Here is a 25,478-nt window from a genome sequence, read left to right as displayed (position 1 = left end):
ATTTTTCTTTAAAGTAAATTTTATTCCAAGTTAGACCAACCAGCTTTTTTTATCAGATAAATCATGAGTGACAAAATAACGGCCACAACAGAAGAAAGCACCATTCCGCTTAGCTCTATTGATCCAAATTGAATGGATAATCCACTAAGACCTGTTATAAATATTACAGAGGTTAAAATTAAATTATCACTTTTTGAGTAATCTACTTGTTGGTCAACCAAAAGTCTTATCCCACTTGTACCAATCATTCCATATAGTAAAAATGTTACCCCACCAATTACATTGCCCGGGATGGTAGAAATAAGGGCAGATAGAGGTCCTATAAAGGCCATAAGGATTGAAATTACAGCTGCAGTAGCAATTACTTTTACAGAATAAACTCCAGTTATAGCCATAACACCAATATTTTCCCCATAGGTTGTAGTTGGAACACCTCCAATTAATCCAGAAAGTGCAGTTGAAAAGTTATCTGCAAATATAGAACGGTGTAAGCCTGGATCTTTTATCAAATCCTCACCGATGATATTGCTTGTAACAACTTGATGGCTGATATGCTCAGCTGCAATTACAAGTAGTACCGGCAGCATAGCAAAAATTGCCTCTGGAGAAAATTTCGCCAGCTGAAATTGTGGAAGGGTGAAAAAACTCGCTTCACGCACAGGAGTTAAATCTACTTGACCATTAAAATAAGCTACGATATAGCCGACAATAATTGCAATCAAAATAGGAATAGTAGACATAAAACCTTTAAACATTATAGATCCTAAAATTGCGGTTAAAAGTGTGACCAAAAACACTAGCCAATCCCTAGATGCTGCAGTATCAGTCATAAGATTTGCCCCAATAGTTCCACCAGAAACAGTATTAGCAGCAAGTTCAAAACCAATTAAAGCAACAACTGCGCCCATAGCAGCAGGTGGGAGCACTACATCTATCCAAGATGTTCCAAACTTATAAATAATATAGGAAAGCAAACACCCTAAAACTCCTACAGCCACAAAAGCACCCTGAGCATATTCAAACCCTTGGGACTCTATGATAGCTATCCCTGGAGCTAGAAAGGCAAACGAAGATCCAAGATAGGCTGGAGCCTTGCCCTTAGTTATCAAAATAAAAAGTAAAGTACCTATACCATTCATAAGTAAAACAATCCCTGGATTAATTCCAAATAATATAGGAACCAAAACAGATGCACCAAACATAGCAAAGGTATGCTGCAAACCCAGTGGAACCAATAACTTTTTAGGTACATCGTCATTTACTTTATAAATTCTTTTATTGTCCATTAAAACCTCCTTATTTTATTCCAAATCTTCAATATTTTAAATTATATAAAAAAATTTGTCAAATATTTTTAATATATCTTTACAAACTAATTAATAGAAAGTAACATATATATAATTTGAGAATTTTTTGAAAAGATAAGGAGATAATTATGGAAACACAACCTAAAAAGAAATCACACCTAACTAGGAACATCTTTATTGCCCTAGTTTTGGCCATTATTTTTGGTTTGCTACTGCAAAGTCAAGCTGAAATTTTAAATACTTATGTAAAACCTATTGGGGATATATTCCTAAACCTACTTAAATTTATTGTTACACCTATTGTTTTATTTTCTATTATGGGCGGAATTATCTCTATGAGAGATATCAAAAAAGTAGGGGAAGTTGGAGTATTTACTGTAATTTACTACTTTTTTACAACTGCTTTTGCAATCTTAATCGGTCTTATTTTTGCTAATATTGCTAAAAGATTTTTCCCACTTATTGCTACTACGAATCTTGAGTATGCTCTAGAAAATGAAGTATCTTTGATGGATACTTTTGTAAATATCTTTCCTAAAAACTTTTTGGCTCCTATAGTTGAAGCAAACATGCTACAAATTATAGTTATGGCTATTATTCTTGGATTTTCTATCCTATTAATTGATAAAGAAAAACAATATAAGGCAATAGATGCTATAGATATCTTAAATGATATTAATATGAAAGCTATGGAGCTTATCTTAAAGCTATCACCTATCGGTGTATTTACTTTACTAATGCCAGTTATAGCTGAAAATGGTCCTATGATTATAGGTTCTCTTGCAAGTGTACTTTTAGTTGCATATCTTGCTTATGCCTTCCATATATTAGTTGTTTACTCATTTACAGTAAAAACTATGGCAGGTATTAGCCCAGTTGAATTTTTTAAGGGTATAGCACCGGCTATGATGTTTGCTTTCTCTTCTGCATCAAGTATGGGAACTCTTCCTATAAACTTAAAATGTTGTGAGGAACTTGGAGCAGACCATGATGTTACAAGCTTCGTACTTCCACTTGGAGCTACTATAAACATGGATGGTACTGCAATTTACCAAGGTGTTTGTGCAGTATTTATTGCATCTTGCTATGGTATTGACCTAACTTTAGGACAAATTGTTACTATAGTGTTAACATCAACTCTTGCATCAATCGGTACTGCAGGTGTACCAGGATCTGGTATGATTATGCTTGCTATGGTACTTCAATCAGTTGGGCTACCAGTTGAAGGTATTGCCCTTGTTGCAGGTATCGATAGAATATTTGATATGGGTAGGACTACTTTAAATATCACAGGTGATGCTACTGCAGCTCTTATAAACTCAGCTAGACTTAGAAAAAAAGGTAAAATTGCATAAAATTAATTTAAAAAAGACAAGTCATTTTTCGACTTGTCTTTTTTACTTACTAAGCTTAATTTGGCCTTGTGTTTTTAATGGTTTCTACTGAGTGATCCCATTTTTCTTGTTCTTTTTCATTTAATTCTAGGTGGATATCTCTAATGATTCCATTGCGACCCACTGCAGCTGGGTGACCAATATAGCAACCTGCTTCGCTTGAGTAGGAAGATACTGGTAGGATTGTTTTGGCATCTGTAAATATAGTTTCTACTATGATTGCAGTTGCATTTGCAATGCCGTAGGATGTATAGCCCTTGCCTTTGATAATTTCAAAACCTTTCATTCTAGCTGCTTCTTCTATTTGGTCGAAGGTTTTTTCATCAAGGCTTTCTCTAATTGGTTTTGCTGCTATAGAAACTTTTGACCAAGCTACAAATTGGCTATTTCCATGTTCTCCAATTACATATCCATCTATAGAATTTGGGTCAAGACCTACATATTTTGCTACTGCATTTTTCATTCTAGCAGTATCGATAATTGTACCAGTTCCTATAACTCTTTCTTTTGGTAGGTCTGTTAGTTTTTGCATGTATTCTGCAATCACATCGCATGGATTTGTTATAGAAACAATAATACCTTTAAACCCAGAATCTTTAATAATAGGTGCCCATTCTTCTACACAGGTTTTTGTGTATTTGAATTCTTCTAGTCTATCACTATTATTTTGTAAAATACTAATATCTCCTGGAGCGAAAATTATAATATCACTTGATGCAAGATCGGATTTTTTTCCTGCGATTATTTCTATATTACCATCTCTTCTTACCATTCCATCTCTAAGATCGGTGGTTTCGGCATTGACTAGACCCTCTTTTTTGTCAAATAGGGCAATTTCATCGCACAATTTTCTTTCTACAAGGGTATGTGCTACTGTTGCTCCAACATTTCCTAAACCAATAATTGATACTTTTTTCAAAACTTCCTTCTTTCCTATTTATTAAAATGAATTTCTAGTGTTAATAATAAAATATATTTTAAAATATTATAGCTTATTTGTTTTCGTAACCTGGTTTACCAAGTAGTTTGAACATTTGAGTCTTGTATTCTTCAACTCCAGGTTGGTTAAATGGATTGATGCCTATCATATATCCACTTACTCCTACTGTAATTTCAAAGAAATAGAAAAGTTCTGCAAGTGTTTTTGCACTTACATTTTCAATAAGTAAACGAATATTTGGTACATCTCCCTTTACGTGGGCAATAGTTGTACCTTCCATGGCTTGTTTATTTACATAATTTAAGGATTTACCTGCTAGATAATTTAGTCCATCTAAATTATCGCTATCTTCTTTTATTTCGATATCACGATCATAATTTTCAATTTCTAATACTGTTTCAAATAAATTTCTTCTACCATCTTGAATCATTTGTCCTAGGGAGTGGAGGTCTGTTGAGTTATTTACTGAAACTGGGAATAGCCCTTGGCCATCTTTTCCTTCTGATTCTGCAAATAATTGCTTCCACCATTCTGCTATATACTGAAGTTTTGGTTCGTAATTTACTAAAACCTCGATAGCCTTATCATCTTCGTAAAGCATATTTCTAATTGCAGCATATTTTATAGCATCATTATTAAAATCACGTTTAGTATATTTTTCACGGCCAGCTTCAAAACCTGCCATAAAATCATCTATATCAACTCCGCTTGCTGCAAGTGGTAAAAGTCCTACTGCAGATATTACTGAAAATCTACCACCAATATCATCTGGCACTACAAATGTTTGATAGCCTTCTTTGGTTGCAAGATCTTTTAACGCACCATTCTGCCTATCAGTTGTAGCATAGATACGAGTTTTGGCTTCTTCTTTGCCGTATTTTTCTTCTAAGGCTTCTTTTAAAAATCTAAAGGCAATAGCTGGCTCTGTTGTTGTTCCTGATTTTGAGATTACATTTAAAGAGTAATCCTTATCTTTTAAATAATCTAAAAGCTCTGCCATATATTGGCCGGATAATTGGTGGCCAGCATAGATTAGCTTTACTTTTTTATTTGTTCCAAAATAATTATCTAGGGCGTAGTCTACTGCTTTTATTCCTAGATAAGATCCACCTATACCTATAGAAACTAAGACATCGCTGTCAGATTGGATTTTTTCTGCAGCTTTTTTTATTCTTTCAAATTCTTCTTTATCATAGTCAACTGGTCTATCAACCCAGCCTAAAAAGTCAGCTCCTTCTCCTGATCCATCCATAAGAGTATCAAAAGATTTTAATGCTTTTTCTTTGTATTTATCAAGGTTTTCTAATTTTATATTTGTATAATCAACTCTCATTATTATTCCTCCGTAAAAACTTCATTCCTTTTAATTATATACCCATAGTTTTTATTGTTAAAATATTTATAATCGCTTTATGATACTAAGAAAAGCTAGTTTTTAGCTTTGTTGACATAAATTTTTATAATACCTATAATAGTGATAAGTTAGGCAAATTTTGCAAGATATGGAAGGATTTATGAAAAAACGCGTTTTATTAACTGGAGGAGCAGGATATATAGGAAGTCATACTGCCCTAGAACTTTTAGAAAATAATTATGATGTAATTATTTATGATAATTTATCCAATTCTTCAAGGGTGGCTATTGACAGAGTAGAGGAAATAACTGGCAAAAAAACTACTTTTTATGAGGCAGATATCCTAGATACTGAGTTTCTAAAAAAAGTATTAGCAGAAGAAAAAGTAGATATAGTAATTCACTTTGCAGCCCTAAAAGCAGTTGGAGAATCAGTACAAAATCCTCTAAAATACTACCACAACAACCTTACTGGAACTCTAAGCTTATTAAATGCTATGGAAGAAGTAGGGTGTAAAAATATTATTTTTAGCTCATCTGCAACAGTCTATGGAGATGCTGCAACAACACCAATTACAGAGGATGAGCCAAAAGGATTTTGCACCAATCCATACGGATGGAGCAAGTCTTTTATGGAGCAAATAATGACAGATTTGCATACTGCAGATCCAGATTTTAAAGTGGTTTTACTAAGGTATTTTAACCCAATAGGGGCTCATAAGTCAGGATTAATCGGCGAAGACCCACAAGGGATTCCAAATAATTTACTGCCTTATATTTCAAAAGTAGCAGTTGGAGAATTAGAATACGTCCACATTTTTGGAGATGACTACAAAACCCACGATGGAACAGGAGTGCGCGATTATATCCATGTAGTTGACCTTGCCCTTGGCCATGTTAAAGCTGTAGAAAATATTGAAAAGCTAGATGGGGTTGAGATTATAAATCTTGCAACAGGTAAGGGATATTCTGTTTTTGATGTTATAAAAGCCTTTGAAGAAGTAATCGGTAAAAAAATCCCTTATAAAATAGAAGAAAGGCGTGAAGGAGATATAGATATGTCCTTTGCGGATGCGTCAAAAGCTAAAAAAGTTTTAGGTTGGCAAGCTAAATACGATATAAAAAGAATGTGCGAAGATGCATGGAGATGGCAAAAAATGAATCCTCAGGGCTATGAGGGAAAGGAAAAAATATGAAAACTACATTAGTAGTTATGGCAGCAGGTATAGGATCAAGGTATGGGGCAGGCATTAAACAGCTTGCAAAAATGGATGACAATGGATATACCATCATTGATTATTCTATTTATGATGCAAAAAAGGCTGGTTTTGACAAAGTTATCTTTATCATCAGACCAGATATAGAAAAAGATTTTAAAGAGATTATAGGAGATAGGATATCAAAAATAATTGATGTTGACTATGCCTACCAAACCCTTGACCTGCCAGAAGAATACCAAGTACCAAAAGAGCGTAAAAAACCATGGGGGACAGTCCATGCAGTTTTAGCAGCCAAAGACCTTGTAGATGAACCATTTTTAATAATAAATGCAGATGATTATTATGGTAAAAATGTATTTAAAGACTTTTATGAGTTTTTAAATAAACCAGCCAATAAAGAAGCTGATAAATTACAAATTGCTATGGCAGGTTATAAATTAAAAAATACTCTCTCAGACAATGGTTCGGTAACCCGTGGAGTTTCTGTTGGTAATGATGAAAATAAATTAGTAAAAATAATTGAAACCCACGAGATTACCCTAAATGATGATGGAAAAATATCTAGTAGAGAAAATTTATCTAGCGACCTATTAAATTTAGAAACCATAGTTTCTATGAATATGTGGGCAACCTTCCCGGAATTTATTGACCTTTGTGAAAAATATTTTAACAAATATTTAGAAAAAAATAAGGAAAATCTAGAAACTGCTGAATACGTTTTACCAGAAATGATAGCTAAGATGCTAGAAGAAGAAAAAGCGGATGTGACAATTCTTCCAACTAATGATAAGTGGATAGGTATTACTTATAAAGAAGACTTAACAAAGGCCCAAGAAGAATTTAAAAAAATGCTTGATAACAAAGATTATCCAGAAAATATATGGAATTAAGCTCTCAGCTCTGGGAGTTTTCTTAGTTTAGCAGACGAAACTAAATAGTAATGATAATCATTATTTACTAAAGTAAAATATTTAGAATAAAGTTTGACAAAGAGTTTTTCTAATTATATAATCATTATAGAAAGTACATAAGAAAATTCCAGGAGGATATACATATGACCTTAAAAGGCACAAAAACAGCACAAAACTTAATCACATCATTTGTTGGTGAAAGCCAAGCAAACATGAGATATACATTAGCAGCAAAAGTAGCTAAAGACGAAGGATATGTTCAAATTTCAAGAATTTTTGAAGAAACAGCAATGAATGAAAGAGAACACGCTGCAAGATTCTTTAAATTCTTAAGAGAAGAATACAAATTAGAAGATATCGAAATAAACGAAAACTACACAAAATGGCCAGTAGTTTGGCATGACACTGTTACAAATCTTCAAGGTGCAATCGATGGAGAAAACGACGAAGCAGAACATATGTATCCATCATTTGCAGATGTTGCTGAAGAAGAAGGTTTTCCAGAAATTGCAAGAGCATTTAGACACATTGCAAAAGTAGAAGAAGCTCACAGAGAAAGATACAAAGCATTAAAAGCTAATATCGAAAACGATAGAGTATTCAAAAAAGACGAAGAAGTTATCTGGATGTGCGGTAACTGTGGATACCTATACGAAGGAAAAGAAGCACCAAAAATCTGTCCAGCATGTGCTCACCCACAAGATTACTTCGAATTAGCAAGATTTAACTACTAAAAATAGACAATAGCAGGGTTATGATGACCCTGCTATTTTAATTTGTAAAATACTAAGTAAAATATAAATAGATAACAAGCTCTAAATCCAATTTTAATTGATTATTAATAAATTGGGTAAAATTTATTAGATTTATAATTTAAAGATGGAGGGAAAAATGAGAGTAATAGTAAGCAAAGATTACGATGAAATGAGTAGAAAAGCAGCAGATTTAGTAATAAGTCTTATGCAAGATAAACCTCAATTAAAATTTGGTTTAGCAACAGGATCAACACCAGAAGGTTTGTACAAAAATTTAATAAAAGCAAATAAAGAAGGTGAAATTGGTTTTAAATATGCAAGTTCAGTAAACCTTGATGAGTATGTAGGCATTGATAAAGAAAATGATCAATCATATCAATATTTTATGAACGATAGATTATTTAACCATGTTGATATAGATAAAAGCAAAACCCACCTACCATTTGCTCCAGAAGCAGATGAAAAATATGCTAAAGAATACGACCAATTACTAGATGATTTTGGACCAAGAGATATTCAAGTTTTAGGTTTAGGTCCAAATGGTCACGTGGCATTTAACGAGCCAGATCAAAAACTAAACCAAAGAACATCTATTATCAAACTTACAGATGAAACAATCAAAGCAAATTCACGATTCTTTGAAAGTGAAGATGATGTGCCAAAATACGCAATATCAATGGGAATGGCAGATGCTTTTAATGCACATACTTTAATAGTAATGGCAAGTGGTAAAAATAAACACGATGCAGTAAAAAGATTACTAGAAGAAGATAAAATCTACCCAGAATTCCCAGCAAGTTTCTTACACCTACATCCAAATGTATATTTATTTGTAGATGAAGAAGCTTATAATGGCTAGAATATAAAAATAAAACCAGCCCTCAACTAGGGCTGGTTTTTTGTTATTCTTATAAGTATTAGTTAGTTTTTAGTTTAAATAGCTGATCTAATAATTCTTTATTATTTTCAAACTTTGCTAAGTTTATATAAAACTTATATTTTTCTTTATCTAAAGTTTCAATCCACAAATAAGTTTCAACATCTATGGAATACTGTTTTAGGTAGAATTTTTTAATATTTTTATAGTCAAAGCCAATTAGCTTGTTTTTAGAATAAAATTCTATATTATTTTCCTTAAAGCATATTTTATAGGGGTGTTTTTTTCCTATAATTCTATTATAAAAATTATAAATTGAAGCAATAAAAGCCAGGGCAGCTATTACTATATAGATGCGGTTGATAATTAAAAATGATGCAATTACAGCAAAAGCTAGGTAGATATAACCCATTATATAAATGTCAAAGTTATAATTTTTGGATTTATAGCTAAAGCACATAATTAATTATTTTCTAACAAGCTAGCTTCTTTTATAATTCTTTTTCTATTCCAAAGAGCAAGGATTATGGCTAATACAGAAGCAATTGCTATACCAAGCACACCAAAGGTATTGATATTAACTAATATCCATGTCAGAGGACCTGCACCATCACTGATGCATGATATCATATTAGCTCCTTCTGGCATTTGAAAACCAACATTCATAGCAGCCTTTGTAATAAGTGGAGCAAGGTCTGTTGAAATGTATAAGCCAAAAATTAGAAAAATTATACCAATTAATAGGGTCCTAAAACCATTATTATTTACAATTGGTGCTATTAAAAGAATCATAAATGGTAGTACGGATAAGTCTGTAAATGGCATTACTTTATTGCCCGGTAAAATTATTGCAAGTATTAGGGCAAGAGGCATTAATAAATAAGCAACAGTTAAAGTTACTGGGTGGCCGACACCGATTGCTGAGTCAAGACCTATATAAATTTTTCCTCTGTTTGAAAAACGTTTTTTAATAAATTCCCCAGCAGCCTCACTGATTGGTTCAAGTCCTTCCATAAGCATGGCTGCCATTTTTGGAATAAGAACTAAAACTGCACCTAGGGATACACCAAGGCCTAAGATACCAGCAAGGTCATAGCCTGCAACTATTCCGATGGCTACACCAATTATAGTACCTATCATCATTGGCTCTCCCAGGATACCAATTTTTTCTCTTAAATTTTCAAAATTAAAATCAATATCACGAACTCCTGGAATTTTATCTATTAGCCAGTTAAAAGCCATAGCAATTGGTGCATAAGATGTTGAAAAACCATGGGGTAAGGAAACACCAGGAATTCCTAGTGATTCTTCAACCTTTCCTGATGTAATATCTGCTAAAACCATGATAATAATCATATTTATAATTGCAGCAACCATACCAACAGCAAAACTTCCTGTATAAATAGCTGTCAATGCTCCAGTAAAGGCAAAGTGCCAGTAGTTCCAGATATCTACATTTAAAGTTTGGGTTGTATTTGTTAAAAGCATTACAAAATTAACAAGCACTCCTACAGGAATTATTAAAACTCCAATTTGAGATCCTAGGGCAATGGCAGCAGCAGCTGGCCAACCAACATCTATTACTGATAAAGCTAGGTCATATTTATCAACCATGGTTTGCACAGCTGGCGATAAAGATGTGCCTAGTAATTCGTTGATAACGAGATTTAACCCCACAAAACCAATCCCAACTGTAAGTCCTGCCTTTAAACTTTTAGAAAATCCTAATCCAAATATAAGCCCTAAAACAAGGATTACCAAGGGCATAAATACTGATACACCTAAACTTTGTAGCCAGTCAAAAAATCCAACTATATAGGTCATATTTTCTTCCTTATTTTTCCATTAAATCTAGGATTTCTTTTTCCACCGTTTCTTTTCCCATTCCCGTTAAGAATGGCACTCCTGATACAAAGTCACAATTTAAATTGCCTGGCTTAGCTGTAGTTGAAACTAAGAAATCAGCACTATCAGATAATCCTGGAGCTTCACTTACTTTAATTTGCTTAATTGAATATTGGTTTTGATAACCATTTGAGTCCAAGAGATTTTTAATTTTTGAGATTACAGTTGTTGAAGTTGCAATTCCTGCTCCACAAGCCACTAAGATTTTTTTCATTTTACATACTCTCCTTTATATAATTTTTAAATGTTTTCTCTATTATATCATTATTTTGACATTTTAATAACATGTTAACCTTTTCCTCGTCTTGGAATATTTCTATAAGTGCTTTAAGATATGGGACTTGCTTTTCTTTATTTTTTATAGCAAGCATAACAATTATATTTACATCAGTATATAAATCTTCTGCTCCCATTTGCCCAAATTTTACTGGCCTTTCTAAAATATTGATCACCATAGCTTCTGAATTTACATGCTCTGAATCAGTATGGGGTATGGCTATTGCATAATTTTCAAATTGTAAGCCAGTTGGAAAAGTTTTTTCTCTTTTCTTTATAGCTTCTATATAAGAATCTTTTACCAATCCCTCATTTAGTAATAATTGGGCGGTGAAATCTAAAGCTTCATTAGTATCTTTGTATTTATTTTCAGTTCTTTGTCCTATTATTTTTATTTCGTTATCATTTAACAAAACATAACCCCCTTAAAACAAGATTCTATAAGTAAGTATAACAAATGCGGGGAGATATTCATAAAAAAATAAAAAATGGCTTAGAGTAATCTAAACCATTAATATAAAAATTATTAAATTGCCCAGTTTCCATTTTCAAATATAGGAAACTCTTCGTCGTTTTTATAGCCAGTGATTTTTAAATCGCTTGTTCCAACCATAAAGTCTTCGTGGATTAGGGAATCATTTATGCCGCGGTTTTTTAATTCGTTTTCTTCTAAGTCTGATCCACCTACTACATTTGTTGGGTAAGCCTTACCTAGAGCAAAGTGGCAGGATGCGTTTTCGTCAAATAATGTGTTGTAGAAAAGAATATTTGAATTGCTAATTGGGCTATCATAAGGCACTAGGGCGATTTCTCCTAAATATTTACTTCCTTCATCACTATCTAACATTTTTGCTAGTGTGTCTTTACCTTTTTTAGCATCAAAGTCGATTACTTTTCCATTTTCAAATGTAAAATTAAATTCATCTATGACTACACCATTGTAAACTAAAGGTTTGCTAGCAAAAAGTGTGCCATCTACTCCGTCATATTGAGGGGCAGTGAATACTTCTTCTGTTGGCATATTTGGAATAAATGAATCGCCTTTTTCATTTTTGGACCCTGCTGATGTCCAAATGTGATCTTTTGGAAGTTTGACCCATAGGTCTGTACCATTTGCTGATTCGTAGTGGACTTTGTCAAATTGGTGGTCGTTTAAATAAGTTGCCTTTTCATTTAAAGTTTCGATGTGCTTTGTCCAATTTTCTTTTGTTTCTTCCCAGGAATCTTCTACTCGGCTGACATCTAGGATAGTTTCCCAAAGTTTTTCGTAAGCCTCATCTTCATTTAAATCTGGAAATACTTTTGTAGCCCATTTTTTAGTTGGTACTGAGATTACTAGCCAGCTTACGATATCATTCATGGAGTATTTTACAAATTCTTTGGTTTTTTTAGAATTTTCTTTTATAGCTTCTGAAATTTTTGCTTCATCTAGGCCGTTTAATAGGTCTGGGTCTTCGGCATAGATTGAAATTCTGTTTGATTTTTTATTTGCTATTTGATATCTTAATTTTTCTATTTTCCAATCAGGAACTTCATTTAAAGTTTCTTGGGTCTGGTTTTCGTATGTTAATCTTGTGATAGCATCATCGCGCCAATCAATTGATACATTTCTTGCACCCTTTTCATAGGCTGCTTTTGTTATAAGTCTTGCTAAATCTGGGTTTTCTACTGGGGCATTGATTACTACATCTTCGCCATTTTGCACGTTTACACCAAATTCTACAGCAAGTTTTGCAAAATTTTCTATTCTTTTATCCATAAATTCCTCCTCATGTTATTATACCTTTAGGATATTTAGGGTAAAATAAAATACATATAAATGTATAAATAATTATTTAAGAAAGGTAATCATGAAAAATAGACATGAAGTTGATATAAATGAAATATGGGCGATAGAAGAACTTTTCGAAAATGATGAAGTTTTCTTAGCTGCTCTTGAAGATTTAAAAAAATCATCAGATGATTTTGTAAATAAATACAAATCTTTAGATTCATCTGAAAAAATATATGAAGCTCTTGAAGCTTATAGTGAAATTGCGGCTTTAACTGATAGACTAAGTACATTTGCAAGTATTACAACAGAAGTTGATACAACTGATGGAAAAGTTATGAAAAGATTTGCAAACTTTGTAAATGAAATGAGCAAAATCGATGCAAATTTAAGCTTTTTTGAATCTATGCTTGCTAAAACAGATACAAATTTATTAGAAGAAGCTAAAAAAGAACATCCAGAATATAAATATTACCTAGAAAGAGTAATTTCTAATTCAAAATATTTACTTTCTGATGAAACAGAAAAAGTTTTGGCAAATCTTGTGCCAACCTTTGATGCTCCATATAAATCTTATGCTGATATCCGCTATGGAGATATGGCCTTTGAAGATTTTGAATATGATGGTGAAAAAATAATTTTAAACCACAATACTTTTGAAGAGTTTTTAGAAGCTGACCCTAGGGATGATTTGCGCCGTGATGCTTTTAAAAGATACCACGATGTTTTAAGAAAATACCAAAACTCAGATGCATCTGTTTATGTAACTCACGTGGAAAATGAAAAACGCCTATCAGATATTAGAGGTTATGATTCAGTTTTTGACTATTTATTATCACGCCAAGATGTAGATAAAGAAATTTATGAAAACCACATCGATACAATAATGGCAGAACTTGCTCCTCATATGAGAAAGTATGCAAAAATCATCCAAAAAATTTATAATCTTGATGAGATGACTTATGCTGATTTAAAACTTTCTATAGATCCAGAATATGAGCCAGAAGTCTCTATTGACCAAGCTCGTGAATATATTGTAGAAGGGCTTTCAAATCTCGGCGAAGAATACGTAGAAGTTTTAAACCGTGCCTTTGATGAAAGATGGATAGACTATGCGCAAAATATTGGAAAAAGAACTGGAGCCTTTGCAGCAGGACCTTATGGATCACATCCATTTATCATGACAACTTACAATAATAAAATGAGTCAAGTAATGACTTTAGCTCACGAATTAGGCCATGCTGGACAATTTTACTATTCAAATAATACTCAAAATGCCTTAAACAACGATATGTCCATGTACTTTGTAGAAGCACCATCAACTGCTAATGAAATCACTATGGAAAGATTTTTATTAAATAAAGCCAAAGATGACCGTGAAAAACTTTGGGTTTTATCAACCATGATTTCAAAAACTTACTACCACAACTTTGTAACTCACTTTATAGAAGCAGCTTTCCAACGTGAAGTTTATAGAAAAGTAGAAGCTGGTGAAAATCTAAGTACAGATGATTTAAACCAATTATTTACAGAAAAATTAGAAGAATTTTGGGGAGATTCTGTAAAATTAGTAGAGGGAGCAGAGCTAACTTGGATGCGCCAACCACACTATTACATGGGACTTTATCCTTACACATATTCAGCTGGACTTTCTGTAGGAACAATCATTTCAGATAAAATTGTAAATGGAACTGACAAAGACCGTGAAAATTGGATAAAAGTTCTAAAACTTGGTGGATCAGTAAGCCCGATAGAACTTGCAAATGCTGCTGGAGTTGATATGACAACTACAAAACCAATTTCTGAAACAGTTGCCTTTATAGGTTCACTAATTGATCAAATAGATGAATTAGCAGAAAAATTAGGAATGTATAAATAATGTATAAAAAGAAAGCCGAAGAACTTTTTGATTATACAGTAAATATCAGACGTAGGATGCACGAAAATCCCGAGTTATCTAGCCTAGAAGACCAAACAGTAAAACTTGTAGAAAATGAACTAGAAAAAATTGGTATCGACTATGTAGAAATAGAAAATGGTGGCATCCTAGGATTTATAGAAGGAAATAAAGAGTCTGATGATCCAAAAACTATTATAATCAGGGCAGATTTAGATGCTTTACCATTTATAGAGCCTGACAAAAATTTAAAAAACGAACGTCTTGTAAAAAGTAAAAATTTTGGTGTTATGCATGCTTGCGGCCATGATGGACATACATCTATGGCCCTTACATCGGCTAGAATTTTATATGAAAACAGGGATGATTTTGCAGGAAGAGTTATATTTTGCTTTGAACGTGGTGAAGAAACAGGAGCTAATTATAAATATTTAATGGCATATTTGGGTAAAAATGAAATAGACATAGATACTAGCTTTGCCATCCACGTTGCTCCAGATTATGATTCTGGAGTAATGGCCATCAAATCTGGCGGGATAAATGCTGGATCAATGATGTTTGATATAACAATTAAGGGAGAAAGTGGCCACGGGTCTCGCCCTTATAAGGCGAACAATCCCCTAGATTGTTTTGTAGACATTTATAACGAGTTAAAATCACTTCGTATGAATAAATTTTCCCCATTTGAACCTATGACCTATTCTATAGGAGTAGTGGAAATGGGTAATCAATTTAACCAAATCCCTGACAAACTTAGGTTTAAGGGAAGTGTGAGGTTTTTTGATAGAAAAGAAGTTGGCTATAAATTTTATAGAGAATTTCAACAACTAATAATTAATAAAGTAAAAGCCCATAATTGCAGGGTAGTTTTTAATTCTTATACAAGACCACATTTTCCAATTATAAATGATGAAAAATTAGCAGATTTTGCTAAAGAGGTAATGAAAGATGAGCTGGGCGATGAATTCGTTGTAACCGCACAACCTTCCATGGGATCAGATTCATTTGCAGTTTACACTGCCCAATGGCCAGGACTTTATTTAATGCTTGGAATAAAAAATGAAGAGTTAGGTTCAGGTGCAGCCTTGCATAGTACCATGTTTGATTTAGATGAAAACGCGCTTAAAAATGGGGTGGCAGCTACAGTTAGATATGTAGTAGAATGTTTAAATAGTAATATAAAAGTAGAAGACGGCCCTTATAAAAATAATATAAAAGGCTTATTTATAGAAGAAAATAGGTCGCAAGAAGAAATAGAGGAAGTATATGAGCACATCTCGTAAAAGAAATTATGACCACAAATCAATAATTTATGCCATCATGGGTGGTGTAATGGTTGGTTTTGGTGGAACAGTTTTATTATCTGTAGATAACCCTTACTTAGGAGCGTTTTTATTTGCTGGAGCTCTTTTTATAATTTTAAGTTTACAATATAGTTTATTTACAGGTATGGTAGGATATCTTTTCTACTATGATAAAAAAGAATACACTAAAAAATTATTTATAGTTTTAATAGGAAACTTGATAGGAACCTTTGCAATAGCTATGCTTATGCGTCAAACAAGGTTTGGACCAGCTTTGATTCAACAAGCCCAGCTAAAAACAGGTGTAAAATTAAATGACACTCCTAAATCATTATTTATACTGGCATTTTTCTGCAATATGTTTGTTACAAATGCAGTTCACCAGTTTAAATACAACCGCTATCAAGTAGGTAAATACTTAGCAATATTTATTTCAATTATGACATTCGTATTGTCAGGATTTGAACATAGTATCGCGGATAGTTTTTTCTTCTTTTTAGCAGGTGAATTTAACCTACTAGCACTTAGAAATTTCTTTTTAATTTTAGTTGCAAATATCCTAGGTGGCCTAGTAATCCCATCTCTATCATTAATGTATGATGATACTTTTAGTATAGCAGGTTAGTAAAAAAGAATAATAATTAAAATAGACCCATACTATCTTATAAAAGATATATGGGTTTTTTATTTTCATAATTACAAAAAAGATTAGTAAAAGGTTGTAATATCAACGAAAAACTATTTTTAAAATAATAATTAAATTTTATTTGTATTTTTTCTAAAAAAGTTGGTATAATATTAGCTAAATAAAAATTTAAAAATATTAATAATATACCGTGACAGAGTGTATTATTACAGTAGGAGAGAATTATGGAAGCTTTTGAAAAACTAACTAGTGTCCTAAGTGATGTCATTTACACTTGGATGCTTATCCCGCTCCTTTTAGGTCTAGGCTTATATTTTACAATTAAAATAAAAGCAGGACAGATTTCAAATATTGGCCATGCTATGGATCTTATTACGGCTAAACCTAAAGATGAAAATGCTATTTCACCCTTTAAGGCCTTTACAATTTCTGCAGCTAGCCACATAGGAACAGGAAATGTAGTTGGCGTTGCAGCAGCAATTTCAGTTGGAGGTCCTGGAGCAGTATTTTGGATGTGGATTACCGCTTTAATAGGAGGAGCATCTGCCTTTGTAGAAAATACACTAGGGCAAATATTTAAAGAAAAAAATGATGATGGTAGTTTTAAGGGCGGTCCAGCTTTTTACATAAATAAAACTATAAAAAAGCCGGGACTTGCAAATTTATTTTCTATTATTGTTTGTATTGTTTACGGATTTATGTTTAATGCCATGCAGTCAAATACGATAGCATCAGGTTTTTCAAACTCTTTTGATAGTACACCTTGGGTTATAGGACTAATAGTAGTTGTAGTTTCTGGTTTTGTTATCTTTGGTGGTTTAAAAAGAATTTCTGATATCACATCACTTTTGGTGCCAGTGATGGCTATAGCCTACATTGGTCTTGTAATTTTTATCTTAATTACAAATATAACTAAGGTGCCTTACATGTTTGGGCTAATTTTTAAGGATGCTTTTAATTTACAAGCGGGCCTTGGTGGTTTATTTGGAACAGCTGTTTTAAACGGAGTAAAACGTGGATTGTTTTCAAATGAAGCTGGTATGGGAGCTGTACCAAACGCATCAGCTGTAGCAGATGTTTCTCACCCAGCTAAACAAGGACTTATCCAAGCCCTTGGAGTATACTTAGATACTATTTTAATTTGTTCAGCAACTGCTTTTGTAATTATAATTGGTGGTGAAGAAATTTATCTAAATCCAAACCTAAAGGGTCTAGACATTACCCAAGCAGCCCTAGCCGCTGAAATAGGCCCATGGGCCCAACACTTTTTAACCATTTGCGTTTTAATGTTTGCTTTTTCTTCTATAATAGGTAATTATTATTATGGAGAAAACAACATTTTAGTTATGGGTCTTGGTAATACTGGTTTAATTATTTATAGAATATTAGTTTTAGTTTTTGTATTTTTTGGATCAGTAGGAGATTTTTCTACAGTTTGGAACACAGGTGATATCTTTATGGGTATCATGGCTATAATAAACTTATTTATCCTTATGATAATCGGTAAGTGTGCAGTTGCTACTTATTATGACTACAAAAGGCAATTAAAAGAGGGAAAAGATCCAGTATTTAATCCAAGAAATATCACAGAACTTAGCCCATATTTAGATGACATAACAGCTTGGGATGACTAAGTAGCATTTAACAATAGAATATAAACTTATTTTAAAAAAACTTATTGACAAAGTTGATTTTTAGAGTATACCGTGTTATACTTAAATAAGTTAAGTAGGGAAGGGAGTGTTTTGCACTCCCTTTCATTATCTAAAATAAATAAGAAAATTTATAAATTTTGAGAAAAGAAGGAGTTAACATGAGTGATGTTAGAGTAAGATTTGCTCCATCTCCAACCGGTTACCTACACATCGGTGGACTTAGAACTGCATTATTTAATTATTTATATGCAAGACATACAGATGGAACAATGATTTTAAGAATAGAAGATACCGATAGAACTAGATTTGTAGAAGGGGCTTTAGAAAATTTATTAAAGGCTCTTGACTGGTCAGGTGTCGAAATTGATGAAGGTGTAATGCTTGATGAAAATGGAAAAGTAACTGAAAAAGGTGAATACGGTCCATATATCCAATCTGATAGGGTAAAAGCAGGCATTTACAACGAATATATTGAAAAATTAATCGAAGAAGATAAGGCTTATTACTGCTTCTGCTCTCAAGAAAGAATCGATAAAGTACGTGACCAACAAAAAGCTGATGGTCTTACACCAAAATATGATGGACTTTGCAGATCTATCCCACTAGAAGAAGCAAAACAAAGAGTAGCAAATGGTGAAGAATACACAGTTAGATTAAAACTACCAAAAAATCGTGATATCTCATTTGAAGATAAAATTAAAGGAAAAATTACTTTCAATACAGATGATATGGATGACCAAGTTTTAATCAAACGTGATGGCTTCCCAACATATCACTTTGCAGTAGTTGTGGATGATCATTTAATGAAAATAACTCACGTAGTTCGTGGTGATGAATGGATATCATCAACTCCAAAACACGTTTACCTATACGAAGCCTTTGGCTGGGATGCTCCAGAATATATCCACCTACCAACCGTACTAAACGAAGATCACAAAAAATATTCAAAACGTAATGGCGATGGTATGGTAGAAGACTTTATAGAAGAAGGATATACACCAGAAGGACTTATAAACTTCTTAGCCCTCCTAGGTTGGTCACCAGATAGTGAAGAAGAAATCTTTACTATGGAAGAACTAGCAAAACAATTTGATTTTGATAGGGTAAATAAAACTGGTGCAGTTTTTGATAAGAGAAAACTAGACTGGGTAAATGGCCACTATGTTCGTGACCTATCAGTAGAAGAATTAGCTGAAAAAATCAAACCATTTATGGTAAAATCTGGGTTAATCGATGAAAATTATTCAGATGAAGACTTAAACTTACTTGCAGAAACATGGCAATCAGCAATTGATAAATTCTCTGATGCACCAAGTTTATCTCAAAATTACTTCCTAGCTGATAGTGAAATAAACTGGCAAGAAGAAGCAAGAGAAGTATTAAAAGAAGAAGATAGCAAAAAATTAGTAGATGCTTATTTAGAAAAATTAGCAGAAGTAGATGAAATTGATGCTGATTTTGCAAAATCAATTATGAAAACTCTACAAAAAGAAACAGGTATCAAAGGCAAAAATCTTTGGTTCCCAGTTAGAGCGGCAATCACAGGATCAGTACACGGCCCAGACTTATCATCTGTTATGGTATTAATGGGTAAAGAGAAAATAGCACAAAGACTTAATTACGTAAAGGAAAATTTTTAAATGAAAATTCATAACACGCTCACAAGAAAAACAGAAGAATTTGTACCAATAGAAAAAAACAAAATTAAAATGTATGTCTGTGGGCCCACTGTTTATGATTATATGCATATAGGAAATGCAAGGCCTCTAGTAGTATTTGATACATTTAGAAGATATGTAAGATACAGAGGCTATGACATTACCTATGTAGTAAACTTTACAGATGTTGATGATAAGATAATTAAAAAATCTATAGAAGAAAATATCTCTACAAAAGAAGTTACAGACAGATATATAGCTGCATTTATGGAAGATGCTCATGATTTAAACTTAGATGAAGCAAATACTATCCACCCACGTGCTACAGAAGTAATGGATGATATTATAGAATTTGTAAGTGAGCTTATCAAAAAAGGTGCAGCTTATGAAGTAGATGGAGATGTTTATTTTAGAGTATCAAAAGCAGATAATTATGGAAAATTATCAGGCAAAAATATAGAAGAATTAGTTCATGGAGCAAGCAACAGATTAGATAATAATCAGGCGAGCAAAAAAGAAAGTCCAGCAGACTTTGCCCTTTGGAAGAAAACGAAAATAGAAGGCGAAGTTTCTTGGGATTCTCCATGGGGATTTGGTCGTCCAGGTTGGCATATCGAATGCTCAACTATGAATAAAAAAATATTGGGAGAAACAATCGACATTCATGCTGGTGGAGAAGACTTAGAATTCCCTCACCACGAAAATGAAATTGCCCAATCAGAAACACTAAATGAAAAAACTTTTGCAAACTATTGGATGCACAACGGGATGATTCAAGTAGACGGAACAAAAATGAGTAAGTCTCTTGGAAACTTCTTTACCCTTCACGATATTAAAAAAGAATATGACCTAATGGTTATACGTTTTTGGCTTTTAACAACCAATTACCGTCAACCAATTAATTTTACTCGTGAAATCATAGAAGGTGCTAAAAATTCCCTAGATAGAATCAATAATGCAGTATTTAGATTAGAAGATTTAGCAACAAATGCTAGCGAAAACGAATTATTTGATGATGAGCAAAGTCTATTAAATGAGCTTGCTGAATTTGAAAATAAATTTATTGAAGTAATGGATAATGATTTAAATACAGCAGATGGTATTACAGTATTATTTGATCTAGTAAAATTTGCCAATACCAAGGTTTCATCTGAAAATAGCAAGCAACTTATAAAAGCAGTTTTAGATAGAATTTTAGAACTTGAAGAAGTTTTAGGTATAGAAAACCGCCAAAAAGTGAATGCAGAAGTAGATGAAGCAAAAATTTTAGATTTAATTGAACAAAGAAACGCTGCCAAAAAAGAAAAAGACTTTGAAAAAGCAGACGCCATCCGTGATGAGCTATCAGCTATGGGAGTAGCAATTAAAGATACCCGTGAGGGTGTAAAATGGGAGCTTATCTAATGGATAAAATTTATGGTAGAAAACCAGTTTTAGAAACCATTGATGCGGGCCTTAATATTCACAAGGCCTACATCATGGATCAAAAAACTCCAATAGTAGGCAAAATTGTTGATAAGCTTACTAAAAACAATGTGCCAATCAAATACGTTGACAAAAATTTTTTTGAAAATGTAGATATGAATCATCAGGGCGTAATGATTGAGGTAGATAGCTACAAATACGCAAGCCTTGATGATTTAAATGATGCCAAAAGACTGATACTTTTAGATAAAATTGAAGATCCACACAACCTTGGAGCGATAATTCGCTCTGCAGAAAGTTTTGGTTTTGATGGGGTAATCATCCCAGAACACCGCTCAGCTAAGGTAAATCCAACAGTTTATAAAACAAGTGCTGGAGCTATTAATAATATAAAAGTCGCTATGGTAACAAATTTAAACCAAACCATAGAAGCTTTAAAAGAAAATGGTTTTTGGGTTTATGGCCTAGCAGGTGAAGCTAGTGAAACAATTGCAGATACAAATTTATCAGGCAAAGTTGCTTTAGTTGTAGGCAATGAAGGCGATGGTCTAAGTAGACTTGTCCGCGAAAATTGTGATGTTTTAGTAAAAATCCCAATGCTAGGGAAGGTAAATTCACTAAATGCATCAGTAGCATCAGCTTTAAGTATATATGAGGTTTTAAGGCAAAATGGCTTTAATTAGAAGAAATATCACAATAATAGATGGCTATAATGTTATAAACTCTTGGCCAAACTTAAGTGATATTTCAAAAACATCCCTAGAAACTGCCCGAGAAAATTTAATAGATGAGCTAGCAGAATATAAGTCCTTGTCTGGGGAAGAGATTGTAATAGTTTTTGATGCCTATAACCTTGATAGGCCAAAAGAAACTATTACAGAAAAATATGGGATGAAAATTGTATATACAAAAAGATACCAGACAGCTGATACCTATATAGAAAAGCAAATTTTAAAAATTGGGCGCAAGCATAATCTAAAAGTAGTAACAGATGATGGGCAAATTCAAGTTCTAGCTTCAAACAAGGGAGCTACAAGGATGACATCAACTGAACTAAGGGCAGAATTGTTTAACAATAGGAGAAAAATAAGTCGTAACAAAAAGCGAGATTTTAATAGAAATTTCAATTCATTTCCCTTATCCAAAGAAATGATAGAAAAAATTGACCAAATCAGAAAAGATTTGGATAACGATTAAGATTTAAAGGTAAAATAAATTCAAATAAGGGTGACATATGGATAAAATAAATTTAAAAGATGAAAGGATAGTTGATAAGATACGTGATTTCTTTAACGCCGAGGATATGGGCGTAGAAGAAATAGATAGTGTCTTAGAAGAACTATCTGATGAAGAAAAGGAAGAATTAGTAGACTTTATCGAGGAAGAAGTAATCGAAGAAGATGAAGTTTATGAAGAAAAAGACGATATCGAAGAAACAGAAGATATTGATGAAGATGATGATGAGGAAGAAAGCAAAGTAAAAAGAAGCGAATCCACAGCCATCACACCAATAACTCGTAGCGATATGATGAAAATGTCTGATCTAACTAATGAAGAAATTGTAGAACAATTTCAATTAGGTAACCAAAATGCTTTAGCAGCTCTTGTCGAAAAAAACCAAGGGTTAGTTAGAAGTAGAGCTTCATACTTTTATAGATCCCACGGTAATGATCTTGACTTAGAAGATTTAGTTCAATCAGGAATGCTTGGTATGATTCGTGCAGCAGAAAAATTTGACCTAACCCTAGGCTACAAATTTACAACCTATGCTTACAAATGGATTGATAAGGCAATAAGAAAAGCTATCAATAAAGAAGGCCACACAATAAGGATACCAGCAGGAAAATATCTAAAGCTTAATAAGTTAAAACAGATTTTAAAGGCCAATCCAGAAGCAAGTGATGAAGAAATATACAAAATTCTAGAAAAAGAAGGTATAGATAAAAAACAAGCAGACGATTTGTTTTTAATAAACCGCAACCAAGTAAACTCTACATCATTAAATATCAACCTAGACAGTGAAGACTCCACAGGAGATGAGCTAATGGATATGGTAGGGGATGAATCAACTCCTGTTGATATGCTTATTTTAGAGCGTGATATGGAAAATTTCCTAATGCAAGCTCTAAACCAGCTTACAGAACGTGAGCGCCAAATAATTATCTACCGCTACGGCCTAGATAACGAAAAACCAAAAACCCTAGAAGAAATAGGATCTATCTATGACTTATCCAGAGAAAGGATAAGGCAAATAGAAAACCAAGCCTTAGGAAAACTAAAAGAATATTCAGATGCTGAAAACTAAAAAAGATGCGAGTTGCTTCGCATCTTTTTTTATAAAGAAAGGATGAGAATGAATAAAAATCGTAAAATAATGTTGATAATTTCTTTAGTTTATCTAGCGATATACGTATCATTCGAATTCTTAGTAGAAGATTCTTATAAGTACTATAGATACTTTATGCTAGGATTTGCCCTTATCTATTTAATAGATATGATAGTAAATTCAAAAAATGAAAATAAATAGCACCACTAGAAATTTATCCTGTGGTGCTTTTTTAATGGACTATTTAGTTTTAGAAATGTATTTGTAAACGTATATTGGAGCAATTATTATTCTTATATACTATTAAATCTAAACAAAATCCTTTTTTTAAATCTTTTTTCTAAATTAGAACTACCAGATTTGGAAATACATAAGAAGTACTATTAACGATAATATTTTTTATCTCTTATAAAACTGGTTAAAATAATATACAATATATAAAGAAAATGGTAAATTTTTATGGTCTTAGTATAGTAGAAAAAAGTGAGGAATTATGGAATACGAAAAACCTTTTTTATATATAGATACAAATTTTGCAAAAGATGAGGCTCTTATGACTTATATGGCCTTTAAATCTTTTAATTTTGAAATTCTTGGTATGTCTACATCTGATGGCGAAATGAACCCAGTTTTAGCAGCAGAAAATATTGTAGGCCTTTCTACTGAAGAAGGTCTATTTTTACCAGTTGCTGCTGGCAAACCTTTTAGTGATTACCATCATTTGGATAAGGAAATTTTTTCTACAACTAAGGATTATATAGAAAAAATGCCAGCTTATGAAAATATAATTGATAAGGCAGAAGATTGCGGGAGGCTTGATATAATCGCTACATCAGGGCTAACAAATATTGCTAAAGCTTTGGAAGAAGCTCCAGAGATAGAAGATCTTATTTCTCATATTTTTATCCTAGGCGGTGAAACAGATGGCAGTGTATCAGGAACTTTTATCGACGATCCTGAAGCTGCTGACAAAATATTAAATACCAGCATAGATTTATTTTTATTGCCATTTGAGATTGCAAATGGGCTACTTCTTTCAGATGATTTAATTGCTAAACTTTATGGTAAAGATAAAAATCTAGACATTATTTTAAATGAATTTAAAAACAAACCTTTAGAAAATAGACTATTAAGAGCGCCACTCCTTTTATACCTAACCCAGGCTCCAGAAGCCTTTATCTTTGAAGAATCAGGCTTTGGTGTTATTACCAGCGACCTTGAAGGGGAAGCGGGTAGCCTTTATAGGACTAATAGCAGAAAGAAAAATTATAGAGTTACTAGGGTAAATGAAGAAGCCTTTTATGATTTTCTTCTAGGCAGCCTATGAAAATCAAACCTCCAGGATTAAGAATAATTAAAACTTTTGTTGCAGTTATCCTTGCTATGTTTATATCAGCCTATAGGCCAGGAGAGGGCTTACCATTTTATAGTGCGATTGCTGCAATTATTTGTTTAAAATCTGATGTAGAAGGTAGTCGAGAAATAGGTATAAATAGAATAATAGGTACTATGCTAGGTGGTATTTGTGGCTTAGCCTATCTTTTAATAGTTCCTGCAAATTACCTACCAGAGCCTATTGAACTAATTTTAATCAGCTTTATATCTTCCCTAATAATTTGGATTATGGCCATGGCAAATAAACCGAAAGCAGTTTCTATTATGGCCATAGTTTTTTTATCCATAACTATAAATCATGGCAAAGAAGTAAATCTTCCATTTCTTTTTGCCTTTAATAGGACTTTTGATACTATGATAGGGGTTATATCTGCAATTGTAGTAAATAGAACTGACTTTGATCTAAGGGAAAAGTATAACCTGACCCATAAAAAATAAAAAATGGAAATTTAGATAAGTTTTG

At 32.7% G+C, this 25,478-nt stretch carries 25 protein-coding genes; 17 read left to right on the top strand and 8 right to left on the bottom strand.

All coding sequences use genetic code 11. The features are described from left to right. Window positions 1-20: 20 nt before the first annotated feature. Window positions 21-1,286 carry a uracil permease gene (gene uraA / locus ACCQ40_RS01650; protein WP_410032337.1) on the bottom strand — a complete coding sequence of 422 codons (1,266 nt, stop codon included), beginning with the start codon at window positions 1,284-1,286 and terminating at the stop codon, window positions 21-23. Between the two features lie 149 nt (window positions 1,287-1,435). Here uraA and ACCQ40_RS01645 point away from each other — a divergent pair, with 149 nt between their 5' ends. Then, window positions 1,436-2,662, top strand: coding sequence for a dicarboxylate/amino acid:cation symporter (locus tag ACCQ40_RS01645; protein WP_410032336.1), 1,227 nt, complete (start codon window positions 1,436-1,438; stop codon window positions 2,660-2,662). A 55-nt stretch (window positions 2,663-2,717) separates the two neighbouring features. Here the strand turns inward: ACCQ40_RS01645 and ACCQ40_RS01640 are convergent, their stop codons facing one another. Together ACCQ40_RS01640 and ACCQ40_RS01635 are read right to left on the bottom strand one after the other, a co-directional pair. Further along, on the bottom strand, window positions 2,718-3,620 hold the full coding sequence (locus ACCQ40_RS01640; RefSeq protein ID WP_410032335.1) for an L-lactate dehydrogenase: 903 nt from the start codon (window positions 3,618-3,620) through the stop codon (window positions 2,718-2,720). 73 nt (window positions 3,621-3,693) lie between these two features. Next, window positions 3,694-4,974, bottom strand: coding sequence for a glucose-6-phosphate isomerase (locus tag ACCQ40_RS01635; protein ID WP_410032334.1), 1,281 nt, complete (start codon window positions 4,972-4,974; stop codon window positions 3,694-3,696). A 181-nt stretch (window positions 4,975-5,155) separates the two neighbouring features. On the opposite strand from ACCQ40_RS01635, the gene galE reads away from it, so the two are divergent. The 4 genes from galE to nagB all read left to right on the top strand — a co-directional run bounded on the left by galE (window position 5,156) and on the right by nagB (window position 8,739). After that, window positions 5,156-6,190: a UDP-glucose 4-epimerase GalE gene (galE, locus tag ACCQ40_RS01630; RefSeq protein WP_394019580.1), complete on the top strand. Its 1,035-nt coding sequence runs from the start codon at window positions 5,156-5,158 to the stop codon at window positions 6,188-6,190. Beyond that, window positions 6,187-7,104, top strand: coding sequence for a sugar phosphate nucleotidyltransferase (locus tag ACCQ40_RS01625; protein ID WP_410032333.1), 918 nt, complete (start codon window positions 6,187-6,189; stop codon window positions 7,102-7,104). Before galE ends, ACCQ40_RS01625 begins: the two co-directional genes overlap by 4 nt. 164 nt (window positions 7,105-7,268) lie before the next feature. Next, entirely contained in the window at window positions 7,269-7,859 is a 591-nt protein-coding gene (gene rbr / locus ACCQ40_RS01620) for a rubrerythrin (protein WP_394019584.1), read from the top strand. A gap of 157 nt (window positions 7,860-8,016) precedes the next feature. Then, entirely contained in the window at window positions 8,017-8,739 is a 723-nt protein-coding gene (nagB, locus tag ACCQ40_RS01615) for a glucosamine-6-phosphate deaminase (RefSeq protein ID WP_410032332.1), read from the top strand. Window positions 8,740-8,797: 58 nt separating this feature from the next. Here nagB and ACCQ40_RS01610 read toward each other — a convergent pair whose 3' ends face one another. From ACCQ40_RS01610 to ACCQ40_RS01590, 5 genes are all read right to left on the bottom strand, one after another. After that, a complete protein-coding gene (locus ACCQ40_RS01610; RefSeq protein WP_410032331.1) occupies window positions 8,798-9,169 on the bottom strand; it encodes a hypothetical protein in 372 nt (123 codons plus the stop codon). 50 nt (window positions 9,170-9,219) lie between these two features. Continuing rightward, window positions 9,220-10,581, bottom strand: coding sequence for a PTS galactitol transporter subunit IIC (locus tag ACCQ40_RS01605; RefSeq protein WP_410032330.1), 1,362 nt, complete (start codon window positions 10,579-10,581; stop codon window positions 9,220-9,222). A gap of 10 nt (window positions 10,582-10,591) precedes the next feature. After that, a complete protein-coding gene (locus ACCQ40_RS01600; RefSeq protein WP_410032329.1) occupies window positions 10,592-10,876 on the bottom strand; it encodes a PTS sugar transporter subunit IIB in 285 nt (94 codons plus the stop codon). A gap of 1 nt (window position 10,877) precedes the next feature. Beyond that, entirely contained in the window at window positions 10,878-11,351 is a 474-nt protein-coding gene (locus ACCQ40_RS01595; protein WP_410032328.1) for a PTS sugar transporter subunit IIA, read from the bottom strand. Window positions 11,352-11,464: 113 nt separating this feature from the next. Further along, window positions 11,465-12,697, bottom strand: a complete 1,233-nt coding sequence (locus ACCQ40_RS01590; RefSeq protein ID WP_410032327.1) for an aminopeptidase — start codon at window positions 12,695-12,697, stop codon at window positions 11,465-11,467. A gap of 91 nt (window positions 12,698-12,788) precedes the next feature. Between ACCQ40_RS01590 and pepF the strand changes: the two genes are divergently transcribed. From pepF to ACCQ40_RS01530, 12 genes are all read left to right on the top strand, one after another. Further along, window positions 12,789-14,588, top strand: a complete 1,800-nt coding sequence (gene pepF, locus ACCQ40_RS01585) for an oligoendopeptidase F (RefSeq protein WP_410032326.1) — start codon at window positions 12,789-12,791, stop codon at window positions 14,586-14,588. Next, window positions 14,588-15,889 (top strand): M20 metallopeptidase family protein, encoded by a 1,302-nt coding sequence (locus tag ACCQ40_RS01580; RefSeq protein ID WP_410032325.1) that lies wholly within the window; start codon window positions 14,588-14,590, stop codon window positions 15,887-15,889. The genes pepF and ACCQ40_RS01580 overlap by 1 nt, the downstream gene beginning before the upstream one ends. After that, window positions 15,873-16,535: a formate/nitrite transporter family protein gene (locus tag ACCQ40_RS01575; protein WP_410032324.1), complete on the top strand. Its 663-nt coding sequence runs from the start codon at window positions 15,873-15,875 to the stop codon at window positions 16,533-16,535. Before ACCQ40_RS01580 ends, ACCQ40_RS01575 begins: the two co-directional genes overlap by 17 nt. A gap of 245 nt (window positions 16,536-16,780) precedes the next feature. Continuing rightward, window positions 16,781-18,190, top strand: a complete 1,410-nt coding sequence (locus ACCQ40_RS01570) for an alanine/glycine:cation symporter family protein (RefSeq protein ID WP_410032323.1) — start codon at window positions 16,781-16,783, stop codon at window positions 18,188-18,190. 179 nt (window positions 18,191-18,369) lie between these two features. Next, window positions 18,370-19,851: a glutamate--tRNA ligase gene (gene gltX, locus ACCQ40_RS01565; RefSeq protein WP_410032322.1), complete on the top strand. Its 1,482-nt coding sequence runs from the start codon at window positions 18,370-18,372 to the stop codon at window positions 19,849-19,851. Next, entirely contained in the window at window positions 19,852-21,273 is a 1,422-nt protein-coding gene (cysS, locus tag ACCQ40_RS01560) for a cysteine--tRNA ligase (protein WP_410032321.1), read from the top strand. Further along, window positions 21,273-21,977, top strand: coding sequence for a 23S rRNA (guanosine(2251)-2'-O)-methyltransferase RlmB (gene rlmB, locus ACCQ40_RS01555; protein WP_410032320.1), 705 nt, complete (start codon window positions 21,273-21,275; stop codon window positions 21,975-21,977). The genes cysS and rlmB overlap by 1 nt, the downstream gene beginning before the upstream one ends. Further along, window positions 21,964-22,491, top strand: coding sequence for an NYN domain-containing protein (locus ACCQ40_RS01550; protein ID WP_394019616.1), 528 nt, complete (start codon window positions 21,964-21,966; stop codon window positions 22,489-22,491). The genes rlmB and ACCQ40_RS01550 overlap by 14 nt, the downstream gene beginning before the upstream one ends. A 37-nt stretch (window positions 22,492-22,528) precedes the next feature. Continuing rightward, window positions 22,529-23,599, top strand: coding sequence for a sigma-70 family RNA polymerase sigma factor (locus tag ACCQ40_RS01545; RefSeq protein ID WP_410032319.1), 1,071 nt, complete (start codon window positions 22,529-22,531; stop codon window positions 23,597-23,599). 48 nt (window positions 23,600-23,647) lie between these two features. Then, complete coding sequence (locus tag ACCQ40_RS01540) at window positions 23,648-23,821, top strand: hypothetical protein (RefSeq protein ID WP_394019618.1); 174 nt, start codon at window positions 23,648-23,650, stop codon at window positions 23,819-23,821. Between the two features lie 292 nt (window positions 23,822-24,113). After that, complete coding sequence (locus ACCQ40_RS01535; protein WP_410032318.1) at window positions 24,114-24,947, top strand: nucleoside hydrolase; 834 nt, start codon at window positions 24,114-24,116, stop codon at window positions 24,945-24,947. Then, complete coding sequence (locus ACCQ40_RS01530; protein ID WP_410032317.1) at window positions 24,944-25,453, top strand: FUSC family protein; 510 nt, start codon at window positions 24,944-24,946, stop codon at window positions 25,451-25,453. Before ACCQ40_RS01535 ends, ACCQ40_RS01530 begins: the two co-directional genes overlap by 4 nt. Window positions 25,454-25,478: the final 25 nt, after the last annotated feature.

This window comes from Anaerococcus cruorum (assembly GCF_046365495.1).
Lineage (GTDB): Bacteria > Bacillota > Clostridia > Tissierellales > Peptoniphilaceae > Anaerococcus > Anaerococcus cruorum.
This window is presented reverse-complemented; position numbering and strand designations above follow the sequence as displayed.

Bases quoted from the DNA above. Each gene is read 5' to 3' on its own strand.
- ACCQ40_RS01635 (WP_410032334.1), bottom strand. From the start codon at position 4,974: ATGAGAGTTGATTATACAAATATAAAATTAGAAAACCTTGATAAATAC.
- ACCQ40_RS01530 (WP_410032317.1), top strand. From the start codon at position 24,944: ATGAAAATCAAACCTCCAGGATTAAGAATAATTAAAACTTTTGTTGCA.
- ACCQ40_RS01545 (WP_410032319.1), top strand. From the start codon at position 22,529: ATGGATAAAATAAATTTAAAAGATGAAAGGATAGTTGATAAGATACGT.
- nagB (WP_410032332.1), top strand. From the start codon at position 8,017: ATGAGAGTAATAGTAAGCAAAGATTACGATGAAATGAGTAGAAAAGCA.
- pepF (WP_410032326.1), top strand. From the start codon at position 12,789: ATGAAAAATAGACATGAAGTTGATATAAATGAAATATGGGCGATAGAA.
- galE (WP_394019580.1), top strand. From the start codon at position 5,156: ATGAAAAAACGCGTTTTATTAACTGGAGGAGCAGGATATATAGGAAGT.
- ACCQ40_RS01600 (WP_410032329.1), bottom strand. From the start codon at position 10,876: ATGAAAAAAATCTTAGTGGCTTGTGGAGCAGGAATTGCAACTTCAACA.
- uraA (WP_410032337.1), bottom strand. From the start codon at position 1,286: ATGGACAATAAAAGAATTTATAAAGTAAATGACGATGTACCTAAAAAG.
- gltX (WP_410032322.1), top strand. From the start codon at position 18,370: ATGAGTGATGTTAGAGTAAGATTTGCTCCATCTCCAACCGGTTACCTA.
- ACCQ40_RS01625 (WP_410032333.1), top strand. From the start codon at position 6,187: ATGAAAACTACATTAGTAGTTATGGCAGCAGGTATAGGATCAAGGTAT.
- ACCQ40_RS01575 (WP_410032324.1), top strand. From the start codon at position 15,873: ATGAGCACATCTCGTAAAAGAAATTATGACCACAAATCAATAATTTAT.
- ACCQ40_RS01580 (WP_410032325.1), top strand. From the start codon at position 14,588: ATGTATAAAAAGAAAGCCGAAGAACTTTTTGATTATACAGTAAATATC.
- rbr (WP_394019584.1), top strand. From the start codon at position 7,269: ATGACCTTAAAAGGCACAAAAACAGCACAAAACTTAATCACATCATTT.
- ACCQ40_RS01605 (WP_410032330.1), bottom strand. From the start codon at position 10,581: ATGACCTATATAGTTGGATTTTTTGACTGGCTACAAAGTTTAGGTGTA.
- ACCQ40_RS01610 (WP_410032331.1), bottom strand. From the start codon at position 9,169: ATGGGTTATATCTACCTAGCTTTTGCTGTAATTGCATCATTTTTAATT.
- ACCQ40_RS01590 (WP_410032327.1), bottom strand. From the start codon at position 12,697: ATGGATAAAAGAATAGAAAATTTTGCAAAACTTGCTGTAGAATTTGGT.
- ACCQ40_RS01645 (WP_410032336.1), top strand. From the start codon at position 1,436: ATGGAAACACAACCTAAAAAGAAATCACACCTAACTAGGAACATCTTT.
- ACCQ40_RS01540 (WP_394019618.1), top strand. From the start codon at position 23,648: ATGAATAAAAATCGTAAAATAATGTTGATAATTTCTTTAGTTTATCTA.
- rlmB (WP_410032320.1), top strand. From the start codon at position 21,273: ATGGATAAAATTTATGGTAGAAAACCAGTTTTAGAAACCATTGATGCG.
- cysS (WP_410032321.1), top strand. From the start codon at position 19,852: ATGAAAATTCATAACACGCTCACAAGAAAAACAGAAGAATTTGTACCA.
- ACCQ40_RS01550 (WP_394019616.1), top strand. From the start codon at position 21,964: ATGGCTTTAATTAGAAGAAATATCACAATAATAGATGGCTATAATGTT.
- ACCQ40_RS01570 (WP_410032323.1), top strand. From the start codon at position 16,781: ATGGAAGCTTTTGAAAAACTAACTAGTGTCCTAAGTGATGTCATTTAC.
- ACCQ40_RS01535 (WP_410032318.1), top strand. From the start codon at position 24,114: ATGGAATACGAAAAACCTTTTTTATATATAGATACAAATTTTGCAAAA.